We start from the raw sequence: 25,165 nt of genomic DNA, 5'->3' as shown, positions 1-25,165 counted from the left end.
TTTTTACACCCATAGTTGAACGATCATATCAATCGCCTTAATCCCGGCAAAAGGGACAATCACTCCCCCCGCGCCGTAGAGCAGCAGATTACGGCTCAGCAGCTTGGAGGATGACATCGGCTTATAGGCAATTCCTTTCATCGCTAGGGGGATCAGCAGCGGAATAATAATAGCGTTAAAAATTAATGCCGATAAAATCGCTGATTCAGGCGATGCCAGCTGCATCACATTAAGAGCGCTCATCTGCGGAATGGCCACGATAAACATCGCAGGAATAATCGCAAAATATTTGGCGATATCATTCGCAATACTGAAGGTCGTCAGAGCACCCCGGGTCATCAGAAGCTGCTTGCCGATGGCGACGACTTCAATGATTTTGGACGGATCGGAATCCAGATCGACCATATTAGCCGCTTCCTTGGCCGCCACCGTACCGCTGTTCATCGCAATGCCCACATCAGCTTGAGCCAGTGCCGGTGCATCATTGGTGCCGTCACCCGTCATCGCAACCAGCTTGCCTGCAGCCTGTTCCCTGCGGATGACGGCGATTTTATCCTCCGGCTTGCTCTCGGCGATATAATCGTCGACCCCCGCTTCCTTCGCAATCGTAGCCGCTGTGAGCGGATTATCGCCTGTACACATAATCGTCTTGATGCCCATCTCCCGCATCTGTTGGAAGCGTTCCTTCATGCCGGGCTTGACCGTATCCTTCAAGTAGATAATGCCGTACAAGCGTGCCTCCACCGCGACTGCCAGAGGCGTTCCGCCTTGCGAGGCCACCTCGTCGGCCCTTTCCTTCAAGCCTGCGGGAATGGAACCGCCTTGTTCCTCCACCCATTTCCTCACGGCATTGACCGCGCCCTTGTGGACTCTCCGGCCATCCTTCAAATCGAGACCGCTCATACGGGTCTCTGCCCTGAATTCCACAACCTCAGCCCCATCAAGGAAGGCAGCATCCGATTCGATCCCGAGACGCTTATTCAGCTCCAGTACAGAACGGCCTTCTGGCGTTTCATCCTTCAGCGAGCATATCCCTGCCCAGCCTGCAAGCTCTTCCAGCGTCGTTCCTTCAGCAGGAAGGAACTCGCTAGCCATCCGGTTACCGAACGTAATCGTGCCTGTTTTATCCAAAATAATCGTATTAATATCGCCGGCAGCCTCTACGGCCTTTCCCGACATCGCCAGCACATTGAACTGCGTCACGCGGTCCATCCCGGCAATGCCGATCGCGGACAGCAATCCGCCAATCGTGGTCGGGATGAGGCACACAAGCAAAGCGATCAACACAGGCACCTCAAGCGTAATGCCCAAGTACCGCGCAAAAAAAGGCAGCGTCACGACAACGATCATAAAAATGACCGTCAAAGTCACAAGCAATGTGTTAAGCGCAATCTCGTTCGGCGTCTTTTGCCGCTTCGCGCCCTCTACAAGGGAGATCATCCGGTCCAGGAACGAATCGCCGGGATCACTGGTGACACGCACTTTGATCCGGTCGCTGACGACCCTTGTACCGCCTGTGACCGAGCTGAAGTCGCCGCCCGCTTCCTTCATCACTGGCGCCGATTCTCCTGTAATCGCCGACTCATCTACGGAAGCGAGCCCCTCGATGACTTCGCCATCAGCAGGTATCAGCTCTCCCTGCTCGACCAGCACAATATCACCCTTGCGCAGCGTATGCGATGGCACCGTCTCGATGCGGGAGCCCGCCACTTTCCGCGCATGCATCTCCTTCTTCGCGCTTCTTAATGAGTCAGCCTGCGCCTTGCCCCGACCCTCCGCCAGCGCTTCCGCATAGTTGGCGAACAGAATGGTCAAGAGCAGAATGGCAGCCACCGCAAGGTTGAACCAGGCATCGATATCCGAGGACCCCAGCGCATCCGGGAATACCGCCAATAATAGCGCAACTACAAATCCAAGTTCAACGACAAACATAATCGGATTTTTAATCATGAGACGCGGGTCCAGCTTCAGGAAAGCCTCTTTCATCGCATGTCTTGCGATCGGCCCCGTCCACATCGATTGTTTTTTATGGCTCACGAGATTCTCTCTCCTTCACGAAAAAGCACTATGGCATTAAGGTCAATTGCTCCGCAATCGGTCCCAGTACAACAAACGGGAAAAACGTAAGCGCGCCAACCACGAAGACCGTTCCTGCGAACAGAGCGCCAAATAATGGCTGGTCCGTACGGAATGTGCCGATCGAATCCGGCACCGGCTTCTTCGCGAGCAGCGACCCTGCAACCGCCAACAGCAAGATAACGCCAATATAACGCCCGAAAAACATAACCGCTCCCGTCATCATGTTCCAGAACGGCGTATTGTCGCCCAGCCCTTCAAATCCAGATCCGTTATTGGCAGCGGAGGAGGTGAATTCGTACAATACCTGAGTCAGACCGTGAAAACCCGGATTCGAGACGGTCTCCGGATATACCATGAGCGCAATTGCAGATGGCACCAAAATGAGCAGCGGCTGTACCAGCAGAACAATCGCGATCAGCTTCATTTCCCTGCTTTCGATTTTTTTGCCCAAAAATTCCGGCGTTCTGCCCACCATAAGCCCGGCAATAAATACCGCGATAATGGCATACATCAGCACATTCATAAATCCGGCGCCGATCCCGCCGTAGATCGTATTCAGCATCATATTGGCCAGCGGCACCAGCCCGCCCAGCGGCGTAAGCGTATCGTGCATCGTATTGACAGCTCCCGTCTCCGAAGCGGTCGTAACGACGGAATACAAGGAAGAAGCCTCCAGACCGAACCTCGCCTCCTTGCCTTCCATGCTGCCTTGCGACGAATCCATGCCGATCTCCCCAAGGGCGGGATTGCCGGCACTCTCAGCGGCCAGCGAGGCTCCTATCATAACGAGGAACATCACGCCCATTGCACAAAATAAGACAAGGCCCTGCTTCCGGTTGCCAACCATCTTCCCGTAGGCAAACGGCAACGCTGTCGTCACCAGCATCATGAGCAGCATTTGCAGCAGATTGGACAGATTGGTTGGATTCTCGAGGGGATGAGCAGAGTTTGTTCCGAAGAAGCCTCCGCCGTTGTTGCCCAGCTCCTTAATCGCCAGGAACGATCCGACAGGCCCTCTTGCGATATGCTGTTCAGCTCCTTCCATCGTCGCAGCCGTCACAGAAGGCTCCAGCGTCTGAGGCACACCCTGCGATACGAACAGAAGCGATGTGACGATAGCAATCGGCAGCAGAATGCGCGTAATGGAACGAATCATATCGACAAAGAAATTGCCAAGCGGCTTGCCAGCCAAGCCTCGAATGAACGCCATAGCTGCGGCAAGCGTCGTTGCCGGTGCCGTGAACATCAAGAAGACAATTGCAAGCATTTGTGCCAAATAAGACATGCCGCTCTCCCCGCTGTAATGCTGCAGGTTCGTATTCGTCATAAAGCTGATAGCCGTATTGAACGCCAACGTAGGCTCCATAGCTGCAATGTTGCCCGGATTGAGAGGGAGCAAGTGCTGCAGCCGGAAGATCATATAGACGACCAGAATCATAAAAGCGTTGGCGAACACGAGCGATAACCCATATTGCTTCCAGGTCTGGTTCGTTTTTTGGATGCCGCTAAGCGCCATAATCGGCTTCTCCAGCCAGCCGAAAGCGCGGTCGAGAGTTGTAGGCGAATAATCGAATGCACGCGCGATATATAATCCTGTTGGCTTTGCCAACGTCACAACGATTAATAGAAAAATGCCAATCGAAAGAAGCCCGGCAATCGTCACTTCCAGTCCCTCATTTCATCACCCATAATGGATAAACTATTGATCCTTCCGCCCGCTATCCGTTTCCTTCGCCGACCAAGCGGCAAGGCCCCATACGGAAGCCACCAGCACAACCAAAAATGCAACCAAGATCACATCTAGCACGATGCATCCTCCTCTCCGTTCTTCTCCAATCGATTCTCTTCGAATTCCGATACAAGCTCCTCCGGCTGCAGCGACGCATGCAGCAGCTGATCCGCTCCCAAATGCCGATATAGCCCTGGAATGCTGTTATTCTGGGTCACCACGATGATTCTGCCCGATACAAGCGGACGGAATAGCTTTAAGTACCTGCAAACCAGCGGCACAGAGTTATCGAATAAATACACATCATGAATCTGTCCGCCCTTCAGCGAACAATCCTGGTCTTTCGTATCGAGCTTGATAAAGCAGCTGATTCCGAATCCCTCATGGATTCGCCGTTGCCTGCCGCTGCTGACCAAAGCCGCTACAGGCCAGCCCTTGTATAGCAACAGCTTCACAAATTGCCGACCGTATTCATTCGGCGCATATACCAGCGTAAGCTTTGAATGGAACGAGTTCACTCTTCATTCTCCTTTATCCCTTTCAGCCAATTGGGCGCAAAAAAAGAAGCCTGCGAAGGAGGGGTCCCTCGCGGCTTCTTCTGTAGGCATAGCGAAACAAGCTTCGCTTATGCTGAAGAGCTGCAATTGGCCTCTCTCGAATCGCTTACGAGGTTAGCTGTCGGATTCGGGCGTGAGAGCCGCCCTACCGGACCTGCCAGGTCCGGATTCACCCCGGGATTTCACGCTTGGCGCAAAATCGAATGGTTCCCCCGTTTTCTGCTCTGTGCAGAAACTCAGCGTGTTGCTTGGTCATAATCCTATTTGCGCATCAAAAAACCACAGAGGCACGTGTCCCCTGTGGTCGCCAATGCGATCACAAGCCACTTCCTCTCCATCTACGCTTACGAGGTTAGCTGTCGGATTCGGACGGTGAGAGTCGCCCTACGCTTGGCCGGCGCCCAATCTGGCGCTGCAAGCGATTCACCCCTTGCCATCCGAACTTCCGGCTCTCACACCGGACTGTTCACTTGGCGAATGGTTCCCCCGTTTTCCCGCCTCTTGCGGGAAACTCAGCGATTGCTGTAAAGCTTAATCCGAATATTACTCCTGTCTTCTGAAAGTGTAAAGCAGCAGTAAATGCTGCTTTCACCGATTTTCCATACCTTGCAATCTGATTTATCGCATTCATCGGCTCTTCTCGGAGAAAAGCTCTTCTACACTCGTGCAATCACAGCCGCACACGATTTCCGCCTTGCAGGCGAGCCCTTTTATGGATTTTTCCGAAGACCGCCCGTCGCCAGCAGCAGGGCAAACGAGATCACGACCATGCCAGCCGTCCAGGCCCAAGCCATCGGCATATTGCCGGAATCGACCGCGACATAGATCGCGGTAGGAATGGTCTGCGTCTTGCCCGGAATGTTGCCCGCAATCATCAGTGTTGCCCCGAACTCGCCCAAGCTGCGCGCAAAGCCGAGTATATAGGCAGTCATTACGGCGCGCATCGTCAGCGGCAGCGTAACATAGCGGAATACCTTCCACTCGCCGGCGCCTGCCGAACGTGCGGCATCCTCCAGATTCTTGTCCACCGAATCGAGCGCTACCTTCATCGTCTGGTACACCAGCGGGAACGCCACTACGATCGAAGCGATAACAGCCGCCCATGGCGAGAAGAGAACCGGCGCGGAGAAGACCCACTCTGCCGCTTTGCCAAGAATCCCTTGCCGTCCCCACAGCACGAGCAGCAGAAAGCCGACCACAGTGGGTGGCAGCACCAGCGGCAGCATGAAAGCCGTCTCCAGCAAGATTTTGCCTCGGAATGACCTTCTCGACATCCACCATGCTGCGGCAATGCCCGCCACGGCCGCGACAATGCTGGAGATCAGTGCCACCTGCAATGACAGTACGACTGGCGGCCAGAACGATTGCCAGCTCATTAAGGCTGCTTCGGCAGGCTGAAGCCGTATTTCACGAACAGGTTGAGCGCTTCTTCCGTCTGCAGGTAGTCGTACAATTCGCGTACTTGCTTCTCATGCTTGGTCGCCTTGATGATCCCGATCGGATACAGAATCGGCTTGTAGCTGTCCGGATCGGCCGCAAAAGCGATGTCCGTCTTCGATTCCGATGACAGTGCGTCCGTGCGGTAGACAAAGCCCGCATCCACGTTGCCCGTCTCTACATACTGAAGCACTTGCCGCACGTCCTTGGCCTGAACCGCCTTCTCTTGAAGCTGGTCCCATATACCGGCATTCGTCAGCGCTTCCTTCGCATACGCACCGGCAGGCACGCTCTCTGGAATGCCTATTGCGAGCTTGCTCACCGAAGCAGACAACAAATCCTGTACGCTCCCGACACTGTCCCCTTTGCCCTCCGGCGTCACCAGAACAAGCTCGTTGGATAACAAGTTGATTCGATCCTGCGCATCTATAAGTCCCTTATCCACCAATGCGTCCATGTTCTTGGCCGCAGCCGACAAGAACAAGTCCGCTGGCGCACCTTGCTCAATCTGCTGCTGCAGCGAGCCGGAAGCTCCGTAATTGAACAACAGCGTAACGCCTGGATGTTCCTTCTCATAAGCCGCTTTCAGCTCGTTCAGCGCATCGGTCAAGCTTGCCGCTGCGGATATCGTCAATTCCGCTTTCGTCTCCTTAGAGTCTTTGCCGCAAGCAGTCATTACCAACATCATTACAACCGCCATCAGAATTACAATTGCTTTTCTCTTCATTCCGTTCATTCTCCCTCGCTCCAATAACTAGTTATATCTATTTATATTCAAATATATCTAAATAGCATTATACATACCCCTATTCCGATCTGTAAATATCATTCCTGCCCTCCGTTCACCCGGCTCCAATATGCTACAATGGCTATATCAAAATTGGAAAACGGACCAGGAGGACAATCGAACATGTCTCAGCATCTCTCCTACACGACGGAAGAAATCGCCCAACTGCTTAAAATTTCAAAGCTAACCGTCTATGATCTGATTAAAAAGGGTGAGCTCCCCTCCTATCGGGTCGGCAAGCAAATGCGCATCGACGCTTCTGACCTTGAAGCCTACAAGCAGCGCAGCAAAGCAAAGTCAGCCGGACAAGAGGCATATACGGCTCCGACGGCTGCTCCAATCGTTGCCCATCGGACGGGCACAGCGCCTGTCCTCACCGGACAGGATATCAGTCTTGATATGCTCGCCAGCCATCTGGAGCGCCGCATGCCCGGGCTACGGCCGCTGCGCTCGCATACCGGAAGCCTAGACAGCTTGATCAGCATGTACAGAGGGGAGGCGGACATCGTCAGTACGCATCTCTTGGACGGTGACAGCGGCGAATATAATATCCCTTATATCCGCCGCCTGCTCATTGGCATGCCGTACATCGTCGTCAATCTGTTAAGCCGTCCTGCCGGATTGTACGTGTCAAAGGGCAACCCTTACGGCCTTACTGCATGGCGGGATCTTAACCTCCCCGGACTAAGGCTCGCCAATCGAGAGGTGGGGTCGGGGGCGCGTGTACTGCTGGATGAGCAGCTGCGGCTGAACGGAATCTCGCCTGGGAGCATTACTGGCTATGACAACATCCACACCAGCCATATCTCCGTCGCCTCCAAGGTTGCATCGGGTGAAGCCGATGTAGGAGTGGGAACCGCCAGAGCCGCATCCATTGTGGAACAGGTGGATTTTATCCCGCTCACGCAAGAACGATACGATCTGGTTATTCTGAAATACGACCGCAGCAAGCCATGGCTTCACGAGCTACTGGCTGTGTTGCGCTCAGATGAGTTCCGGCAGGAACTGCACTCCATCTCCGGCTATGACCTGTCTCTGACTGGCCAAGTGCTGTATGAGACGCCATAATTCATCCATATCTTTACACATAGTGGACTGGTTCATATCATAGAAATAGAGAAGGAACATACCGGGGTATGGCGCAGCCTGGTAGCGCGCACCCTTGGGGTGGGTGAGGTCGCTGGTTCGAATCCAGTTACTCCGACCACTGCAACATAAGAGTATTCATGGATATAGCAGCAATAAAAATCCCACTGTTTTCGTTGTATCACGAAAACAGTGGGATTTTTATCGTACTCCTATATCTCCAGTAGCTTTAAAATACTTTTCGGAAACGAATTGGCTTGAGCCAATATCGCTAATCCAACGGATTCTAAGACACGTGCCCTAGCTAATTCCATCATTTCTTTCGCCATATCTGCATCTCTTATTCTCGACTCCGCGGCAGTCAAATTCTCCACATAATTCATAACAAAGTTATACGTGTGTTCAAGACGGTTCTGTGATGCGCCTAGTTTTGCCCGTTCCGTCGAAACAGTGCTCATTGCGGTTTTCAATGAAGACAATGCATCGGATGCCCCGTTTTGTGTGGAAATATCAAGACCTGTCAAGCCAAGCATTGAACTTGTTACTTCAGGTCTTTCCAGATCTAATCCATGCCCATTTTGTCCTAAAGTATTGATATGAATCGGTAAGCCGCCATTTAATAAGTGGTTACCGTTAAATTGTGTATTCTTCGCAATATCATTTATAGCGGTCCTAAGCAAATCAAATTCTTTTTGCATACTTTTTCTGTCGCTATCATTATAAGTGCCATTCGAAGCCTGGACGGCCAGCTCATTCATTCTCTGAAGCATGGCATGCATTTCCTGCATTGCACCCTCTGCAACCTGAATTAGTGATATGCCATCCTGAATATTCCTTGCACTTTGCTGCAGCCCTCGAATTTGTGCGCGCATTCTCTCCGAGATCGACAAACCAGCCGGATCATCCGCTGCGCGATTAATCCGATAACCGGATGACAACCTTTCCATGGCTACAGACATTCGATATTGATTCATAGATAAAGTACGGGAAGCATTAAGCGCTGGTAAATTTGACATGATACGCATCGCAACACCCCCAGATTAATAGTCATATAGTCCTAATCCCGTTCTTTTATTAGTATCGACCTGTCCCTTCAAAATTGTAATACCTGATTAGGTTTTTTTTGGAATTAAATTTCCCCAAATCCTTATTTAATGCGGAAACTTATCACCTATAGAATATTTTCCATATTTATGCACATCCTAAAGATAAAGCCGTTCCAGCAACGGTTAAATCTACATGTCCATACTTCAGGAGGAACCCATGAAAAAAATAATGATGCTCCTTTCGGTGCTGCTGCTTTCCCAGACGGTGGCCCTCGCCAGTGCGGAGGAAGACAATGCTCCTGCAGAGCAGTCGATTTCCATTGTGAACAGCAAGGGTGAAGAGATCGGCAACGCCCATTTGAAACAGCAAGGCAGCAAAGTACTGATTCATCTGGAAGCCAAAGGTTTGACTCCAGGCGTGCACGGCATTCACTTCCATGCCGAAGGCAAGTGTGATACACCGGACTTCAAGACAGCCGGCGACCACTTCAATCCGCATCATAAGCAGCATGGCTTCAAAAACCCGAAAGGCTTCCATACCGGCGATCTGCCGAATATTAAAGTGAATGAAGACGGCACAGTCACCGCCATGCTGGAAAGCGAGACCGCGACCTTATTGCCAGGCAAGCCGAATTCTCTGACCAAAGAAGGCGGTACGTCGCTCATCATTCACGAAAAAGCAGACGACTACGTAACCGACCCTTCTGGCAATTCCGGCGCTCGCATCGCCTGCGGCGTCATCAAGTAACTCAAGGGACAAGCTGTCTTCGCGCATCCGGCGTGCAAGACGGCTTTTTTATTTGTTTCGAATGCCCCGCATCGGGTTAATAATCCATAAGAGGCGATATGCAGGTTCGTATGGCCCAATGGAAATCGAAGGAGAGATGTACTATGTCCAAAAACACATCCACAAGCGGAGTTGTAGTCGGAGCATTGGTAGGAGGAGCGGTCGGAGCCATCACAGCTCTGTTGTTCGCGCCGAAGTCCGGCCAGCAGCTTCGCTCGGATATCGGAAATCAGCTCCAGTCGATCGGACAATGCGCCAAGGAGCTTGCAGCAAGCGTAAGCACGCATACCAAAGAGATGGTAACTAGCGTAAGCGAGCAAGCAAAGGACAGCGCCCAGGCTGCTGTAGAAGGCGTTAAGGCTGATGTCAATTCGATGGCGCCCACAGAGGACGACATCGTCAAGCTAGGCAAGGAAATGGACAAGATGCCTACCAATTCCGAGGTCAAGAGCAAGGGACGCACACCTGATCCCGCTCAATAATATACCTTACCATAGAAGAAGGAGCGCCCGCGGGGCGCTCCTTCTTCTTATGCCGCGTCCAATAATCCACTCTCTGCCCCTCATCCTTCCCCGCTGCACGATATCAACAGCCATCAACGTATGCCGCAACGAAAAAGCCTGCAAACCATTATCATGGCTCACAGGCTCTTCTATCTGTACAAGTTGTGGAGGTGTTCCAGCCGGCAGAGCATCAGCCAGCCTTAACTCCCACCTTCCTCATCTTCATCCGCTAAGAGCGTTTTCAACCGTTCGATCGCCCGGCGCTGTATACGGGAGACACTCATCTGCGAGACGCCTAGCCGCTCGGCCACGTCGCGCTGCGACAAGCCGTGCGTATAGACAAGGGTTAACACATGCTGCTCCTGCTCCTTCAGACGTTCGAACGCTACTCGGAGGTCCATCCGGCCCTCAAGCGCCTGGAAGCCGTCGGCTTCGCCGGCGATCATATCACCGACGGTCGCCGCGCTCTCCCCTTCCGAAGACAGAGGCATATCCAGCGATACATATTGATACGCCTCGCGCGACGTCATCACTTCAATCGTTTCTTCGACGCTCAGATCCAGACTCTCTGCAATATCCTCGATCTTAGGCGATCGGCCCAGCCTGACCGTCAGGTCGTCGATCGCCTTCTGCAGCAGCAGTCCCTTCTCCTTAATACGCCGCGGCACTTGAATGTACCAGGACTTATCGCGAAGAAAATTTTTCAAATGGCCAATGACACTCTTCATGGCGTAGCCTTCGAACGGAATACCCTTCTCCGAATCAAATTGCTTGAACAGTCTAAGCATAGACATCTGTCCGACCTGGAACAGATCCTCGTACAAGTCGGGTCTGCTTCTGGACAGCTTGCCTGCCGCCATACGGACGATGGATTCATAATGAAGGAGGAGCTGCGTCGCGCTATCGTTACACTCATGCATACGGTAGCGCTCCATGAGCATCGATGCCTGCTCCGGCGTCAATCCCGAGGATTGTACATTCATACCATCTCCTCGTTTCTGCTCATGCGCTTAATGAGTACAACCTCCGTACCATTCTCGGAGCGTACGTGAACCTCATCCATCAGAGCCTCCATCAAAAAGATGCCCAGACCGCCGACAGCGACATCGGAAATCGGCGACTGGTGTAGAACGGATGGTGCTGCGCTCTGTGCAGCCCTTACCACGTTCCCTCTTCCATCGTCCTTGATTGTAATGTTCAGTACTTGTTCATCCCACAGGAAGGACAGTTCGACCATTCCGTCTAATCCTTCCTCATAGGCATGCCGAATGGCATTCGTGCACGCCTCAGTTACAGCAACCTTCATATCTTCTATAGCTTCATACGAGAACCCGGCTTTGCTCGCAATGGCGAACAAAGCAGCTCTGACAATGTCCAGATAATCGGCTCTTGCCGGAATACGAATAATAATAGGTAACGGATTCATGTTCCACGATCCTTTCTCACACTTTCAATTATAACTTAATTTTGCTTGAGCCGGTTCCATATTCGAATGGTAGAGGCGATGCCGTCTGCAATGGCAGCAATGGTCCCGCCCTCCGGCTTCTGAATATCCCGACTGTTTCGTTTCACCTTTGATGCCGCTCCTGCTGCGGCTTCCTTGACCGATTGCGTCACCACATGGGTCGCTTGGCCAATCTCCTTCACGCTGGAAAATAATGAGTCCAGTTCCTGCATTTTTTTCTGCGCATCTACCGTTACAGCATTTGTATTGCGGACAACCTCACGGGCATCATGGCTGATTTGCAATATTTCAGTTCTCAAATCGCCAAGCGTTTTTTTGGCGTCTTCGATCGCCGCTCCCGCCAGCTTCAGTGTTTTGAAAGCAGCCAAGAGCATGAGTACTGTGGCTATTGCCACCACGACTATACTAATTTCCACAACTAAATTCATAGGATCACGGCCCCTTCCAAAGTATCCTTTCTCCCGTATTACCCCCCACAGCAAAGGTTGAAACGACAAAATCCAGAATCACTCAAATTTTTCCGATTGGACCTCGCATGCTATAATAAGTAGAAAGAAGAATCCTCGCCTGGGAAGTACGGGCTTTTCGATATGAGGCTGTACAAGAAGGAGGCTGTTATGCTTACACCACGCAATATTAGCATTCGATTCAAAATAGCGGTGGGCTATATACTCATCATTTGCTGCCTGGGCGCAGCAGTCGTTGCCGTGTCCGAGCGAATCCAATCGCTTCAGAACGAGATTGAGACGATTACATCGAGAGATATGAACATTCATAACTTAATTACGAGCATCCGGTACAATGTCATCAGCATGGAGACCAGCCAGCGGGGCTATCTGCTGACAGGTGACGAAAACTACTTGAAGCCGTATACGGAAAGCAAAGCCGAGTGGGAAGACAATTTGAACCGTCTCAGCGGCTTTTTTAACAACGATAACGAGAAACGGAGAGACCTGGATAATATAAAGGCCACCATTCAGCATTGGATTGAGGTATCCGGCGAACCGACCATTGCGCTCAAGCGGGAAAACAAAACCGAAGCTATTATCGATTATTTCAAAAACGATCCCGGCAAAGAAGACGTCGACCAGCTGCGCGATCATCTGGAGCAGCTGCGCCTTAAGCATTTGGAGACCAATCGGATTTATATCGGGGAATTGGAGAAACGGAACGAGCTGCTGACGTTCAGCTTAATTGGCATACTCATTGCCGTCGCTGTCGTCTCATTCATTATCGTCGCTTACGTATCCAACGCCATCGTACGAACGATACGCCAGGTATCGTCTACGATCACCGAGATCGCCGATTCCAGAGGGGATCTGACCAAACGGATTAAAGTCAATTCAAAGGACGAAATCAGAGATTTGGCCAACGCGACCAACGTGTTGCTGGAGAGCCTTGAAGCTCAGTCCTGGGTTCAAACCCATGTCGCCGAAGTGGCGACCATGAACCACGGTGTCAAAGATTTGAAGCAGCTTGCTTCTTCGTTCCTGAGCAAGGTCGCGCCTATGATCGGCGCCTCCTACGGCGTCTTCTACTACCGCAAGGGAGCAGGAGAGCAGTTGCGCATGGACAAGCTCGCAGCGTATGCCGCTGGCGGAGATGAGACGGCGAAGGGCAGCTTCCGCTTCGGCGAAGGGCTGGTCGGACAATGCGCGCAGGACAAGCGGCCGTTCTTGCTCAACCAGCCTGAGCATTACAATGCCAGCATCACGACCGGATTAACGGAGATAAAGCCAAGAAGCGTGCTCGTCATCCCTGTCGAATTCGAAGGCAAAGTCATTGCCGTCATCGAATTTGCGTCGCTCGATCCCTTCCTCGCCCAGCATCTGAAGCTGCTGGAGGCGATCGAAGACCACTTCGGCGTCGCCATCGACAATGTAGCGGGACGCATGGAGGTCGAGCGGCTTCTCGGCGAATCCCAAGCGATGACGGAGGAGTTGCAGGCGCAGACAGAAGAGCTGCAAGCGCAGTCCGAGGAGCTGCAGATGCAGCAGGAAGAGATGCGCATGACCACTGAGCACTTGGAAGAGCAGAACCTATATGCGGAACAGAAGACGAAGGAACTGGAGCTGGCCAAGGCAGAGCTGGAGGATTATGCGGAGAAGCTGAGGCAAAGCGCGCAATACAAAACCAACTTCCTGGCGAATATGTCCCATGAGCTGCGCACGCCGCTCAACAGCATTCTCATTCTGTCCCAAATGCTGTACGAGAACGACAGCAAGTCGCTCTCTCCCGAGGAGGAAGGCTATGCTCGTGTCATCCATTCCTCTGGCAACGACCTGCTGGCATTAATCGATGATATTCTTGACTTATCCAAGATCGAAGCCGGCAAAATCGCCCTGATCGTAGATGAAGTCAACGTCTCGGAAGTTCCGGAAATGCTGAAGCTTAGCTTCGATCCGATTGCCGATAAGAAGGGGCTCTCCTTCTTGATTGAGCAGCAACGCGAATTGCCGCCGATTATCCGGACGGATGGCCAGCGCTTGCAGCAAATTTTGAAGAACCTGCTGTCCAACGCTTTCAAATTTACCGAAAGCGGCACGGTCACGTTGAAGCTTCATCAGGCCGATCCGTCGACCATACAAGAGCATTTGCCGGATACAGACGCAGAGAGCTTCATCGCCTTCTCGGTCATCGACACCGGCATTGGAATACCGAAGGATAAGCAGGAGCTTATCTTCGAAGCGTTCCAGCAAGTCGACGGCAATACGAACCGCCTCTACGGCGGAACGGGACTTGGCTTGTCGATATGCAGCGAATTTGCCCATCTGCTGGGCGGCTGCATCGTCGTCGACAGCGAGCTTCACAAGGGAAGCACCTTTACGTTGTATTTGCCGTTTCAGATTAACGAAGCGCAGTTTGAGCTTAACCAGGCAATGCTGGAGGCCGCGGCTGCCGCTCCAAGCGGAATAACGGCAAGACATACAGATAGAATCGACCCTCCATCAGCTATACCGGCTGTGGAGGCAGCTCCTTCGCACAGAGAAGAGGAACAATCCGAGTACCATGAAGGTGACTCCGCATTCTTGAATAAGCGCGTGCTGCTCGTAGAGGATGATGCACGCAACGTCTTCGCATTAGTTAGAGCGCTGGAGACGAAGGGATTGGAAGTAACGGTTGCACGCAACGGACAGGAATGTCTGGAAATAGTCGATACCGACTCTAACTACGATTTGGTCCTGATGGATATCATGATGCCTGTCATGGATGGCTTCGAGACGACCAAAGAGCTGAAGAAGCATCCGTTGATGAAAAGCACGCCAATTATCGCTTTGACAGCCAAAGCGATGAAGAGCGATCAAGAGAGCTGTCTGGCAGCCGGCGCGTCCGACTATATTAGCAAGCCAATCCAAATGGAGCAGTTGTTCTCGCTGATGAGGGTTTGGCTGACAAAGCAGGTGGAACATTAACATGGTGGATGACGGCGAATTGCGACAGGGCGATTCCTTGCGAGACTTAGATGATGAGCCCTCTGATTACGGAGAGATTGAAGAGCTTGAGCTGGATTTGCTGCTGGAGGCCATCTATCGGCTAAGGGGTTTTGACTTCCGCCATTACCTCCGCTCCTCCCTGCGCAGACGGGTAAGGCATCGGATGAATCTGGAGAAACTCCCGACCATCTCGGCGCTGCTGGGCAAGGTACTGCATGAGGAAGGATTTCTGGAGAGGCTGCTAGAGGATTTCTCCATCAAGGTGACGGAGATGTTCCGCGATCCGGAGTTTTTCCTGGCCTTCCGCAAGATGGTCGTGCCTCATCTTCGGGAACTGGATGAGCTGCGGATCTGGCATGCAGGATGTGCCACTGGCGAGGAGGTCTACTCCATGGCGATTCTGCTGCAGGAGGAAGGTCTGCTGGACCGCTCCACCATCTATGCGACGGATATGAGCAAGGTAGCTGTTGCTCAAGCCAAGCAAGGCAAGTTCCCGCTCAAGCGCATGCAGGCTTATACCCGCAATTACTTGCAGGCAGGCGGCACGCGCGAGTTTTCCGCCTATTACAAGACAGACCATTCCTATGCCTTCTTCCCGCCTGAAATTAAGGAGCATATGATGTTCGCCGAGCATAATCTCGCGACAGACGGTTCCTTTAACGAATTTCATGTGATTCTGTGCCGCAATGTGTTGATTTACTTTGATGCCGAGCTTCAAAACAGAGTACATCGCGTATTGACGGACAGTCTGGCGCCCAGCGGCTTTCTGGCGCTGGGGAGCAAGGAATCCTTCCTCTCCCCTCATAAGTCCAAGTTCGCCGAATATACGCCAGAAGAGAGGATCTTCCGCAAGCTATAAGACTCGGATGGCTATAACACCTCCGAGCTCTCCCTTGCAAATCAGATAGCATCCTACCATTTCCACACAGCAAAATGGCGTGTCGCTTCGGTCAACCAAGCGCACGCCATTTTATATTCTCATGTATAATAGCATCCTCTACATTCCATCCGCCGCGAGGCACAGAGGCTCTTGTGTTCATCCCCGGTATTTCATGAGTCGAACTTCCGTCCGCTGCTCATCGGAATTCATCTGCACCTCATCCATTAAGGCTTCCATCAGATAAATGCCCAGACCGCCCACGCGCAGCTCGCTGGGATGGTTGCCCTGGATGCCGGAAGCCGCCTTCCGAGCATCGGAATGCGCAAAGGGAATGCCGTAATTCACGACGCGAATCGCCAGACTGTTAGCATCGGATTCAAAGGCGACATCGATCACACCGTCACCGGCCTGCTCTCTCTCCGCGCCATGCAGTACCGCATTGCTGCAAGCCTCAGATACCGCTACCTTCATATCCTCAATGTCCTCGAAAGAGAAGCCCAGCTTGGTCGCAACGCCCAAGAGACAATTCCTGACCAGATCGATATAGTCCGCATCTGCCGGTATTTGCAAGTGTACAGCTTTCATGCCCCTGCCTCTTCCTTCAAGTAGCCCGTTAAACCTGTCATATCGAACAATCTCCGCACAGTCGACGGAATATTGCGCACATAGAACGGCGCGTTCACGCTATCCCTCGTCTTCAGAATCGAGACGATAATACCGATGCCCGTGCTGTCGATATATTTCAGTCCCTCAAGATCCAGAATCATAGCCAGATCCGTACGCCGCAAATAAGGGTCTACTGCCGCCTGCAGTTGGGGAACGACAGCCAGATCGAGCTCCCCGCCAAGCTTTAATACAAACTGTTCATTCGTCTCATACTGTTCCATACGAAAAGGTTCCATTTTCATTCTTCCCATTCACTCCGCTCTATTTGACCTTATATTGATCCTATCAATTGAATCCTGAATAGACAAGCTATACCGTTGCGATATGGTAGTAGCTTACATACTGCGGCTCATGCGTTTCTTCATCGAGGAACAGCTTCAATACAGCGTCATCCCGCTGGAATACGATGCCGTCCTCTGCGGTATAATCGGGCTGGCCGAATGCCTTCGTCAAAGCAGACTTTGTAATGGACAATGTCTCGCCGTCTACCTGCAAGGCCTTGTCTGCCTCGATGTTGACATACTGGATGAATTCACCGTAGAAGGCGATTTCCATATCCGAATATTCATATACCTCCAGATCGCCCCATAGATCGTCCACCGACTTGCTCACGGGTTCGCCCAGCTTGGATACGACGGCTTCAGGGGTATCGTAAAGGCTAATTCCATTTACACTATCCAGTTCAAACCCGTTGCCCTCGGATAAAGCAATGCTCGCTTCCGACGTCTGCGGCTCTGCAGCAGGATCCTCGTCTTCCGCCTGCACATACATAGACGCTTCCTCCGCATGATTCATAAGTCCAGTTGTATCATAGATAGCCGGCACAATAGCCAGCGACGCTCCTGCAACATGCCTCAACGGCATCTGTGCATCAGCCTGCTGCTCTGACGACTGAATCCCCATTGCGACAACACTCACTATAATAAAGACATACAGAATGATTGCTCTCATGATGAAACTCCCTCCCGCTATGGATGCTTATGCTTCACTTAGCTTTCAAGGTTCCTATGATCATGTATAAACCATTCTCTGTCATTTGAAACATACGGATTGTCGCTACTTCAGCATAATCTGCAATAAGCAAATATCGTCGCGCTGCCTGCTGCTGCCATCCTCGTTCTGCATTAAGGCCTCTACGATCTCTCCCGGCTCTGCGCCGGGACACTTCCGAATGCTCTCCGCAATGCGTGTGACAAGCGTATCGTCTTCCTCCGTGCCCATCGCTTCCAGCAGTCCATCCGTATAAAGCGCAATGACCGTACCCGGCGTATAAGGAACCATGCCTTTGCTTACACGGATATGCTCGAACAATCCGATAGCCGGGCCGCTGGGACTTAACATCACCAGAGAATCGTCCGTTACGACGAGACCTGGCGGATGGCCCGCATTGATGTATTCGACCGTATGATTCGCGGTATCAATCAGGACGAAGACGGCCGTAAAGTAATAGTTCATCAGCTCGTCGGAGCGATAGAGCTGCCCCATATACCGGTTCAGCTCCAGGATGACCTCCTCCGGATCAGTGATGCGCATCATCATATCCTTCAGTACCGAGGAGATGAACATGCATACAAGCGATGATGAGATGCCATGACCCATCATATCCAGCAGAATGACGGCATAACGGTCCCGGTCGATGCGGAACCACGCATAGTAGTCTCCTGCCAGCTCAAAGGAAGGACGGTAATCAGCCAAGATGCTGATTTGCTCGTTCTGAATAGGCAAGCTAAGGACGCTCCGCTGCACTTGCTTGGCCAACTCCAGCTCATAGCGAATGCGCTTGTCCCGCTCCTTATGCCAATCCTTCTCATGCTTCAACCGGAGCGCAGAACGAATACGCGCCATCAGCTCCAGCTTATTGATCGGCTTCATGACATAATCGGTTGCGCCTGCATCAAGCGCCTCCGCCAGCTTAAGGGAATCGCCGACCGCCGTCACGAATATAATCGGCACATCGCGGTAGCGATCATCCGCTTGAATGGTTCTGCAGGCTTCCAGCCCGTCAATCTCCGGCATCATCATATCCAGCAGGATAAGGTCTACCGGCTCCTCGGCACGGCATTCCGAATCCAGATGCAGCATGCCGAATAATTGTCGGGCGGATGAAGCGATGCGCAGATCGGAATATCCTTCTTTGGTTAATATCGTTCTTATAATCATCTGGTTCGTCACATTGTCGTCTACGATTATAATACTCAAGTGAATTGTCCTCCTATGACAAGTTGCTGAAGAGGTATATAGCAATAGCCTACCCTTGCGGGCAGGCTATTTCAACCTATTTGTACGGAGGTTGGTTATGCATCGGATAAGTGTAAGGGTAGAAGTAGACTTCTCTGTCGAAGTCATCGTCATAATACTCCCTGCCGCCCCAGGCGATGACGACAATCGCATCCCGGTCCATCGCGGCTTCCAGCCTTTCCGCTTCGTCCTTCGCCACGCCCAGCGATCTCATCTTGGCTCTGAGGCCATCGCCCGTCGATCGGAATATATTGGCAATCGATGTGCCTAGCCCTTGCTCCGCTACTCCGATCTCTTCCGCATCTGTACGCTCTGCCAGACGCTTCGTCCTTGTCTTGTCATGAGTCAGTACGAAGACCCGATCCTCCGCATAACCTTCATGGCGGAATTGTCTCACTTGCTCCTGCACTTCATCGCGTGTCATGACTGTACGTACTTTGGTTTGTTCTGTATTTGCCGTTTTCATGATAAATCCCTCCTGAAATGAATGATGTGAATGGTCGTTTCCTTAAGCATACTGCCTGGGTATCATTAGACTTTTCTTCTGCCTAGAATCAGGGAAGCCAAGAACAAAACTACGAAGATAACGAATAGGACCTTGGCTATTCCCGCCATAGCGGAAGCTATGCCCATGAACCCGAAGATTCCAGCTACCAGAGCGAAAATGAAAAACATTAATGCCCATCCCAGCATAGGAATCACCGCCTTTCTGATTGTCGGCGATTGTGCTCGCCGGCTTGCTTGTTCTTAACCCAATCAGTCCGCCTTGAAACAAATGAAGCATGTATAATTTTTGACAGTTCTCATCCGATTCAACCGTTCAATCCATGGGTAAGGAGAGCTATACCTTTTATAAAGGAGTGTATCATTATGAATACGAATATTCCGCAGCGCAACGTGGAAATCGAAGAACGGCATGTTCAGAAGAAGTCGGATTCAAGCCAGGTTCTGTCTACCCTTATCAAATATACCGCATACATCGTAATCGTCTTTGGCATCCTGTACTTCCTCGTCCGATTTGTATTCCCTCTCTTCTAAGAGGGATACGGCAGAAGCCGCTTGAAGAGCATGCTCTTCAAGCGGTTTTTTGCGTTTTATGCCCAACCGCAATCTAGCCAGACATGAAGAAAACCTCCCTGTCTCAGGGAGGTTTCTATAGCTGTCTCATCTATGATTATTCCGTCACCGTATCGTCGGCATCGCCAGGCACGATTGGTTCTGTTGCAAGCGGATCATCCGTCACAATCGGTGCGTTATTATTCAAGTTGTTGGATGTCCCGTTCGTGTCGCTGTTGCAGGCTGCGGCTGTGAAAATCATAATTGCACACATCGTAGCTGTCAGCAGCACCTTTGTCATGCGTTGCTTTTTTGCGAGCTTATTCATTGTATCTTCCTCCTGATTGATCGTTTTAGGGTATGGAGCTCAGCGTCTCCTATCCCTACTTAACCCAACCTTCTCAGGATGAATCATCTCTTCCCATGAGAAAAAACTCAGAAACCGGTTGGCCTACCGTTCACCCTTCAGTAGCCGATCAATGCCAGAGGCAATGATCCCGGACCCCCGCTCCACATTGGCCAGCACATGCGCGTAAGCGCCCGACTGCAGATAGGCCGAAGACAGCATGACTACACCCGGATCGCTTCCCATCACAAAATACTTGAACGGCTTGCCGTCTATGATCGTTATCCACACGCCATAGCCGTAGGAGGTATGCTCATTCGAAGCCGCATGCGGATGCAGCAAAAGAGCCGTTGACTCCTCAGACAGCAGCCGGAAGCTCAGCAGCGCATCCCAGAATCGGTCCAGATCGCGAACGGTCGTATAAGCGCCGCCATCCGCCCCTCCTATGATCGGGATGGAGAACTGGTTCGTGCGCCAATCGGTATCTGTACCGATATAGCCGAGCGCTGTCCGTTCCGGCAGCCGGTCCATGGCGAAATAACCTGAATCGTCCATCCCGCAGCTACGGAAAATATGCTCCTCGATATAAGAGGTGAAGCTCTGACCGCTTATCTTCTCCACGATCAGACCGAGCAGAACGAAGCCTGAGTTGCAATAAGAGAATCGCTCTCCCGGGGCAAACTTCATCTCCTGCGTATCGAATAGCGGCAGAAAGTCCGATGGCGACTTTATGCGATACGTGGGTATTGTGTTCCATAAGTCCTCATAGTGACTCATGGTCTCCTCATCAAAGTAATCCGGCACACCTGAGGTATGAGTAAGCAAGTGATGAACATTGACACGGGGATCAAATGCCGGAAAGGAATGATCCACAACATCCTTCAGCAAGGAATCGTAAGCCAGCTTTCCTTGCTCTACAAGCTGCGCAATCGCCACAGCGGTGAAGATTTTGCAGCCGGATGCGATACCGAAACGCGTATCGGCGTTATTGCGGATGCCTTCGCTGCGATTGGCAAAACCGTAGCTCTGCTCGAACCGCTCGCCGTTCGCGTTCACCCTTAGCGATCCGGAGAACGACATTGCGGCCTTATCATTAAAGTCCTGTACAATTGCTTCTATCTGATTAGCTAATCGCACGGTATTCACTTCCTTTAACTATACTCTCTACTTTCCCCAACGCCAGCTGCTGCATTATTCCGAAGGCGCCAAGCCGCTCTCTCTCATCAATTCAATCAGGGCGGCTCTGGCATCCCCCTGGAACAGGCCTCCGTGATAGCAGACCAGCTTCCGAATCGGGTACGTCAACATGCGTTCGACGGTGCCTAGAGCCGCTTCCATATCCAGCGTGAACTGCGGATTGGCAATGCCAAGCTTGCCGTCCTCTTCGATCACAACCGCATCTCCTGCAATCATCGTACCGCTCTCCCTGATGAATAGAGATGCATGCCCCGGCATATGTCCTGGCGTATGGACAACCTCCGTTCCCCCGCACCACGGAAGCAGCGCTCCGTCGGCCTCCGTACGATGCACCAGAGCAGGCTCCATGCTCTTCAGAAAGGCGATAAAATCTTCCGCCTGCGTTCTTGCCTCCTCCGGCATTCCTTCCAGAGAAGCCTCGGCTTGGATTAGCCTTAGCGACTTGCGCTTGCCCGACACATATAGCGCCTCCAGCTCATAGGTGATCGTCTCTGCCTGCGGGTAAGCCCTCTGCAATTCCGCAAGCGCTCCAATATGGTCCATATCGTGATGAGTGACAAATATATGCGTCATATGCTGGAGCGTCAATCCTTGCAGGCCAGCCGCTTCCTCCAGCAACGGCACGAAGCCGGGATAGCCGCAATCGACAAGCACCATATGGCGATCATCCCGCAATATGACGGGCGTTATGGTCTGCCGTTGTCCGCCATGTTCAAAAGTAATGGGCAGGCTGTACACCTTGTTCATTCCATTCACATCCTATTCTAGAGCTTTGGCGGAATACGATGGCGTGTCGCCTGCTCGAATCCGTAAGCCAGCTTAATAAGTGTCGGCTCGCTAAAGGCAAGGCCGGAGAAGATGACGCCGAACGGCCCCTTCGTCGAATCGCCATCCTCATCGATGATGCCATTCGCCGAATATCCTGCCGGAACGCAGATTAGCGGATAACCCATTCGGGCCGCCATATATTTGCCATCGGCATCGCCAGGCAGAAGAAGCGCATCCAGCCGCTCCCGCTTCATCAGATACTCGATGCCTTGACGTCGCGCCCTCTCCTTATACGAAGCCTGCTCCTGCTCGTACTGCTCCTTCGTCATCACGGACTCCGACTGCTCCAGCGTGTCCTGACCATACTTCAACGTCTGTTCGGCATGGTCCCGATGATAAGCGATTAATTCCGTTAAGGAATGCACTGGCGAGGATTCATCCAAGCGCGACAAATAAGCGTTGATGCCCTGCTTGAACTCATAACCGACGACGCCTTGATTCCAATTGCTGTATTCCACCGGCAAAGGGATATTATCGACGATCGTTGCACCCTCGCGCTTCAGCGCCGCGATGGCATCTTCCATAATCGCGAGCCGTTCCTCGTCCAGATGCTCATAGTAGGGACGCGGAATTCCGATTCTCGCATGAGACACATACGACGCATCCAGGAATGCCGTGTAGTCCAGGCAAGCCGCTTCTTCCCTAACCTCCGTCAGCGTATCGTGCTCATCCCATCCTGCGATTGCTCCTAACAGGATAGCCGCATCCGCGACTGTTCGGGCAAGCGGCCCCGGCGTATCCTGATTAATTGAGATTGGGATAATACCCGATCTGCTGGCAAGTCCCACTGTAGGCTTGATGCCTACCAGCGCATGCTGAGCAGCAGGTCCTACAATGGAGCCAGCCGTCTCCGTTCCGATTGCAGCTGCCGCGAGGTTTGCGGCGACCGCCGCTGCTGATCCAGAACTGGAGCCGCTGACGAACAGCTCGCCCGGACCATAAGGATTAAGCACCTGTCCACCCCGCGAGCTGTAGCCCGCCGGCATGCGGCTGGACATAAAGTTCGACCATTCCGTCATATTGGCTTTTCCCAGCAGCACAGCACCCGCCTCCCGCAGCTTGGCTGCAATGAAAGCATCTTTCGCCGCTATGCTATTCGCTAACACAATGGAGCCGGCGCTTGTATGCATGCGGTCTCCCGTGTCGATATTATCCTTCAGCAGAATCGGAATCCCGTGCAGCTTCCCCCGGCTTCCTCTCTCCTTCCGCTCCGCATCAAGCGACCGGGCAATGTCTATCGCATCCGGGTTCAGCTCCAGAACGGCGTTAATAAGGGGATTGATCTCCCTTATCCGATCTATGTACGCCAAAGTCAGCTCCTCTGAGCTGATCCGGCCCGATTCCATTGCCGATTGCAGGCTCATGATATCGGCTTCTACCATCCATTCTTTCAACGTGATGTTCAATTCGTTCTCCCCCGACACCTTATAGATATAGATTAAACCTACCATATCCCCCACAGACTCCGGTACGGAAAGATCAATTATATTCAAATGATAACAGCGTACGTATTATGGTTGTTGCTGGTCGAGATATCGCGGCTGCGCTGCGAATGGCTTGTCCGCTATCAGCTTCCCTTCCTGATCGAGGGCACGGATGGTCCAGTTCTCTTCCGTATAATCATCCAGCACCAGTAGCGCATATCTGCCCGTGGCCTCCTCCCACTCGTAGTGATTGGGATTGGCTTTTACATCATCAAGAGTCATCGTATAAGGCTCATCATAGGCCAGATCCTTCAGATGATTGCCTGCCGACAGATAGCGAATCTGCGAATCGTCCCTCACCCGAATGCCGACCAGAAACCATATATCGTCGCCTCCGCTTCCATATCCGGCCAACTCGAACGGCTGTCCATCCTCTTGAGCGCGAAGACTGCCGCCTTCGCCTCCATGAGCGTACAGCAAGCCCCAGAGCGTATGCAGCTTGCCCACGCCGAAGGTTCCATGGAAGGTATCCTCATAAAGCACAGCCTTGCCGCCAGGCATATCCTCGGACAGAATAACTCTGTAATCCTTGTGGAAGCCCGCCGAGATTGCCGACGACATAGTGAAGCGGTAACCCGCTAGCCAGCCGTACGCTACAACTAAGAGTGCTATTATTCCGATTCCCCAATACACTTTTTTCTTCATAGCTGTACTCCCCTCTGGTTCCCTGTATCCTGTTGCCCTAGCACCATCTCCATAAAAGTCCGATGAGCACGGGACAGCCATTTGTTCTTGTGATAACAGACTTGTCCGTAGAACGTCAGCTCATCGTCCGTCTGAAGAGCAGCCATATCCTTGCTCCTCAGCATCCCCTCCACACTCATATAAGGCATGAGGCTGATGCCCAGGCCGCTGACGACGCACTGTTTCATCGCCTCCATACTGGTGAACTCCATATGGCTGCCGACTGTCCAAGCTTTGCGCTCCATATACGACTCGAAGGTTCGGCGGAGCGAGCAGTTTTTTTCGCTGAAGATGATGCATTCGTCCTGCAATTCTCCCATTGAGCGGGCGGCCAGATGGCTGCCGCCAACAAAGACCAGAGGCGACTCCAAGAATGGGATGGCGATAAGCTGCGGATCATCGACATGCGGTTCCAGCGTAACGGCAATATCCAGCTCCCCGGTGTGGAGCATCTCTCGCAGCGGCATGCAGTTGTCATTTATGAGAGACAGAGTAACCTCCGGATATTGTTTCTTGAACTGCGACAAGACCGGCCCTAGCTTGTAGACGGTCATCGTCTCCGACGCGCCGATTCGCAGCTCTCCCCGAACCGTATGATTGTCCTCAGAGATATGCTTGATTTTCGAATAAGCCGTAAGCAGCTCCACGACATAAGGATACAGCTCCTTCCCCGCTTCCGTTAACACGATTCGCTTCCCTAATCGGTCGAATAAGGGATAGCCGATCTCCTCTTCCAGTTGCTGAATATGGGAGGTAATCGTAGCCTGCGAATATTGCAAAGCCTGAGCCGCCTTCGTAAAGCTGCCGAGATCGGCTGCCGATTTGAACGTCTGAAACTGCCGTATATCCATCCTCATCGCTCCTTCTTATCAGAAA

Annotated in this window: 28 protein-coding genes, 1 tRNA gene and 2 riboswitches; of the genes, 7 read left to right on the top strand and 22 right to left on the bottom strand. The window is 52.2% G+C overall.

Annotated features, from left to right (window positions below; translation table 11 throughout):
* Positions 1-3: 3 nt before the first annotated feature.
* The 6 genes from kdpB to modA all read right to left on the bottom strand — a co-directional run bounded on the left by kdpB (position 4) and on the right by modA (position 6,538).
* The gene (gene kdpB, locus ACFVSO_RS05310) at positions 4-2,016 is read right to left on the bottom strand and encodes a potassium-transporting ATPase subunit KdpB (protein WP_387471642.1); all 2,013 of its coding nucleotides are present in this window, start codon (positions 2,014-2,016) and stop codon (positions 4-6) included.
* Between the two features lie 49 nt (positions 2,017-2,065).
* Positions 2,066-3,736 (bottom strand): potassium-transporting ATPase subunit KdpA, encoded by a 1,671-nt coding sequence (kdpA, locus tag ACFVSO_RS05305; RefSeq protein ID WP_387471639.1) that lies wholly within the window; start codon positions 3,734-3,736, stop codon positions 2,066-2,068.
* 42 nt (positions 3,737-3,778) lie between these two features.
* Positions 3,779-3,886, bottom strand: coding sequence for a signal peptide protein (locus ACFVSO_RS05300; protein ID WP_387470863.1), 108 nt, complete (start codon positions 3,884-3,886; stop codon positions 3,779-3,781).
* Positions 3,880-4,326 (bottom strand): hypothetical protein, encoded by a 447-nt coding sequence (locus ACFVSO_RS05295; RefSeq protein WP_387470861.1) that lies wholly within the window; start codon positions 4,324-4,326, stop codon positions 3,880-3,882. Before ACFVSO_RS05295 ends, ACFVSO_RS05300 begins: the two co-directional genes overlap by 7 nt.
* Before the next feature lie 126 nt (positions 4,327-4,452).
* Positions 4,453-4,617: riboswitch (cyclic di-AMP (ydaO/yuaA leader) on the bottom strand.
* Positions 4,618-4,690: 73 nt separating this feature from the next.
* Positions 4,691-4,893, bottom strand: a riboswitch (cyclic di-AMP (ydaO/yuaA leader).
* A gap of 182 nt (positions 4,894-5,075) precedes the next feature.
* Entirely contained in the window at positions 5,076-5,741 is a 666-nt protein-coding gene (gene modB / locus ACFVSO_RS05290; protein WP_387470859.1) for a molybdate ABC transporter permease subunit, read from the bottom strand.
* Positions 5,741-6,538, bottom strand: coding sequence for a molybdate ABC transporter substrate-binding protein (gene modA / locus ACFVSO_RS05285; RefSeq protein WP_387470857.1), 798 nt, complete (start codon positions 6,536-6,538; stop codon positions 5,741-5,743). Before modA ends, modB begins: the two co-directional genes overlap by 1 nt.
* A gap of 174 nt (positions 6,539-6,712) precedes the next feature.
* On the opposite strand from modA, the gene ACFVSO_RS05280 reads away from it, so the two are divergent.
* Entirely contained in the window at positions 6,713-7,657 is a 945-nt protein-coding gene (locus ACFVSO_RS05280) for a substrate-binding domain-containing protein (protein ID WP_387470855.1), read from the top strand.
* A 62-nt stretch (positions 7,658-7,719) separates the two neighbouring features.
* Positions 7,720-7,796 (top strand) — tRNA-Pro (locus ACFVSO_RS05275).
* 91 nt (positions 7,797-7,887) lie between these two features.
* On the opposite strand, the gene ACFVSO_RS05270 is transcribed toward ACFVSO_RS05275, so the two are convergent.
* Positions 7,888-8,700 carry a flagellin gene (locus tag ACFVSO_RS05270; protein WP_387470853.1) on the bottom strand — a complete coding sequence of 271 codons (813 nt, stop codon included), beginning with the start codon at positions 8,698-8,700 and terminating at the stop codon, positions 7,888-7,890.
* A 238-nt stretch (positions 8,701-8,938) separates the two neighbouring features.
* Here ACFVSO_RS05270 and ACFVSO_RS05265 point away from each other — a divergent pair, with 238 nt between their 5' ends.
* Complete coding sequence (locus ACFVSO_RS05265) at positions 8,939-9,469, top strand: superoxide dismutase family protein (protein ID WP_387470851.1); 531 nt, start codon at positions 8,939-8,941, stop codon at positions 9,467-9,469.
* 143 nt (positions 9,470-9,612) lie between these two features.
* Positions 9,613-9,990: a YtxH domain-containing protein gene (locus ACFVSO_RS05260; RefSeq protein ID WP_387470849.1), complete on the top strand. Its 378-nt coding sequence runs from the start codon at positions 9,613-9,615 to the stop codon at positions 9,988-9,990.
* A 221-nt stretch (positions 9,991-10,211) separates the two neighbouring features.
* Here the strand turns inward: ACFVSO_RS05260 and ACFVSO_RS05255 are convergent, their stop codons facing one another.
* Genes ACFVSO_RS05255 through ACFVSO_RS05245 form a run of 3 tightly spaced genes read right to left on the bottom strand, consistent with a single transcriptional unit; the run spans position 10,212 to position 11,904 of the window.
* Positions 10,212-10,994 (bottom strand): sigma-70 family RNA polymerase sigma factor, encoded by a 783-nt coding sequence (locus ACFVSO_RS05255; protein WP_387470847.1) that lies wholly within the window; start codon positions 10,992-10,994, stop codon positions 10,212-10,214.
* On the bottom strand, positions 10,991-11,437 hold the full coding sequence (gene rsbW, locus ACFVSO_RS05250; protein ID WP_387470845.1) for an anti-sigma B factor RsbW: 447 nt from the start codon (positions 11,435-11,437) through the stop codon (positions 10,991-10,993). Before rsbW ends, ACFVSO_RS05255 begins: the two co-directional genes overlap by 4 nt.
* Before the next feature lie 35 nt (positions 11,438-11,472).
* Positions 11,473-11,904 carry a DUF948 domain-containing protein gene (locus ACFVSO_RS05245; protein ID WP_387470843.1) on the bottom strand — a complete coding sequence of 144 codons (432 nt, stop codon included), beginning with the start codon at positions 11,902-11,904 and terminating at the stop codon, positions 11,473-11,475.
* A 189-nt stretch (positions 11,905-12,093) separates the two neighbouring features.
* On the opposite strand from ACFVSO_RS05245, the gene ACFVSO_RS05240 reads away from it, so the two are divergent.
* Positions 12,094-14,889: a response regulator gene (locus ACFVSO_RS05240; RefSeq protein ID WP_387470841.1), complete on the top strand. Its 2,796-nt coding sequence runs from the start codon at positions 12,094-12,096 to the stop codon at positions 14,887-14,889.
* 1 nt (position 14,890) lies between these two features.
* Positions 14,891-15,769 carry a CheR family methyltransferase gene (locus ACFVSO_RS05235; RefSeq protein ID WP_387470839.1) on the top strand — a complete coding sequence of 293 codons (879 nt, stop codon included), beginning with the start codon at positions 14,891-14,893 and terminating at the stop codon, positions 15,767-15,769.
* 177 nt (positions 15,770-15,946) lie between these two features.
* On the opposite strand, the gene ACFVSO_RS05230 is transcribed toward ACFVSO_RS05235, so the two are convergent.
* From ACFVSO_RS05230 to ACFVSO_RS05205, 6 genes are all read right to left on the bottom strand, one after another.
* A complete protein-coding gene (locus tag ACFVSO_RS05230) occupies positions 15,947-16,375 on the bottom strand; it encodes an ATP-binding protein (RefSeq protein ID WP_387470837.1) in 429 nt (142 codons plus the stop codon).
* Positions 16,372-16,692, bottom strand: coding sequence for an STAS domain-containing protein (locus ACFVSO_RS05225; RefSeq protein WP_387470835.1), 321 nt, complete (start codon positions 16,690-16,692; stop codon positions 16,372-16,374). The genes ACFVSO_RS05230 and ACFVSO_RS05225 overlap by 4 nt, the downstream gene beginning before the upstream one ends.
* A gap of 73 nt (positions 16,693-16,765) precedes the next feature.
* Positions 16,766-17,407, bottom strand: a complete 642-nt coding sequence (locus ACFVSO_RS05220; protein ID WP_387470833.1) for a hypothetical protein — start codon at positions 17,405-17,407, stop codon at positions 16,766-16,768.
* Positions 17,408-17,512: 105 nt separating this feature from the next.
* Positions 17,513-18,655 (bottom strand): SpoIIE family protein phosphatase, encoded by a 1,143-nt coding sequence (locus tag ACFVSO_RS05215; protein WP_387470831.1) that lies wholly within the window; start codon positions 18,653-18,655, stop codon positions 17,513-17,515.
* A gap of 76 nt (positions 18,656-18,731) precedes the next feature.
* On the bottom strand, positions 18,732-19,160 hold the full coding sequence (locus ACFVSO_RS05210; RefSeq protein WP_387470829.1) for a YflT domain-containing protein: 429 nt from the start codon (positions 19,158-19,160) through the stop codon (positions 18,732-18,734).
* A 65-nt stretch (positions 19,161-19,225) separates the two neighbouring features.
* Positions 19,226-19,387: a DUF1328 domain-containing protein gene (locus tag ACFVSO_RS05205; protein WP_387470827.1), complete on the bottom strand. Its 162-nt coding sequence runs from the start codon at positions 19,385-19,387 to the stop codon at positions 19,226-19,228.
* A 177-nt stretch (positions 19,388-19,564) separates the two neighbouring features.
* On the opposite strand from ACFVSO_RS05205, the gene ACFVSO_RS05200 reads away from it, so the two are divergent.
* On the top strand, positions 19,565-19,732 hold the full coding sequence (locus tag ACFVSO_RS05200; protein WP_387470825.1) for a hypothetical protein: 168 nt from the start codon (positions 19,565-19,567) through the stop codon (positions 19,730-19,732).
* Positions 19,733-19,868: 136 nt separating this feature from the next.
* Here the strand turns inward: ACFVSO_RS05200 and ACFVSO_RS05195 are convergent, their stop codons facing one another.
* From ACFVSO_RS05195 to ACFVSO_RS05170, 6 genes are all read right to left on the bottom strand, one after another.
* Positions 19,869-20,078, bottom strand: coding sequence for a hypothetical protein (locus ACFVSO_RS05195; protein ID WP_387470823.1), 210 nt, complete (start codon positions 20,076-20,078; stop codon positions 19,869-19,871).
* Positions 20,079-20,201: 123 nt separating this feature from the next.
* Positions 20,202-21,233, bottom strand: a complete 1,032-nt coding sequence (locus tag ACFVSO_RS05190; RefSeq protein WP_387470821.1) for a serine hydrolase domain-containing protein — start codon at positions 21,231-21,233, stop codon at positions 20,202-20,204.
* 54 nt (positions 21,234-21,287) lie between these two features.
* Positions 21,288-22,040 (bottom strand): MBL fold metallo-hydrolase, encoded by a 753-nt coding sequence (locus tag ACFVSO_RS05185; protein WP_387470819.1) that lies wholly within the window; start codon positions 22,038-22,040, stop codon positions 21,288-21,290.
* Positions 22,041-22,057: 17 nt separating this feature from the next.
* The gene (locus ACFVSO_RS05180) at positions 22,058-23,572 is read right to left on the bottom strand and encodes an amidase family protein (RefSeq protein WP_387470817.1); all 1,515 of its coding nucleotides are present in this window, start codon (positions 23,570-23,572) and stop codon (positions 22,058-22,060) included.
* A gap of 60 nt (positions 23,573-23,632) precedes the next feature.
* A complete protein-coding gene (locus ACFVSO_RS05175) occupies positions 23,633-24,250 on the bottom strand; it encodes a hypothetical protein (RefSeq protein WP_387470815.1) in 618 nt (205 codons plus the stop codon).
* Complete coding sequence (locus tag ACFVSO_RS05170) at positions 24,247-25,140, bottom strand: LysR family transcriptional regulator (RefSeq protein WP_387470813.1); 894 nt, start codon at positions 25,138-25,140, stop codon at positions 24,247-24,249. Before ACFVSO_RS05170 ends, ACFVSO_RS05175 begins: the two co-directional genes overlap by 4 nt.
* Positions 25,141-25,165: the final 25 nt, after the last annotated feature.

The organism is Paenibacillus sp. NPDC057967 (genome assembly GCF_042887015.1).
Taxonomy (GTDB): Bacteria; Bacillota; Bacilli; order Paenibacillales; family Paenibacillaceae; genus Pristimantibacillus.
The sequence above is the reverse complement of the archived record's forward strand: the minus strand, read 5'-3'. Positions and strand labels throughout refer to the sequence as shown.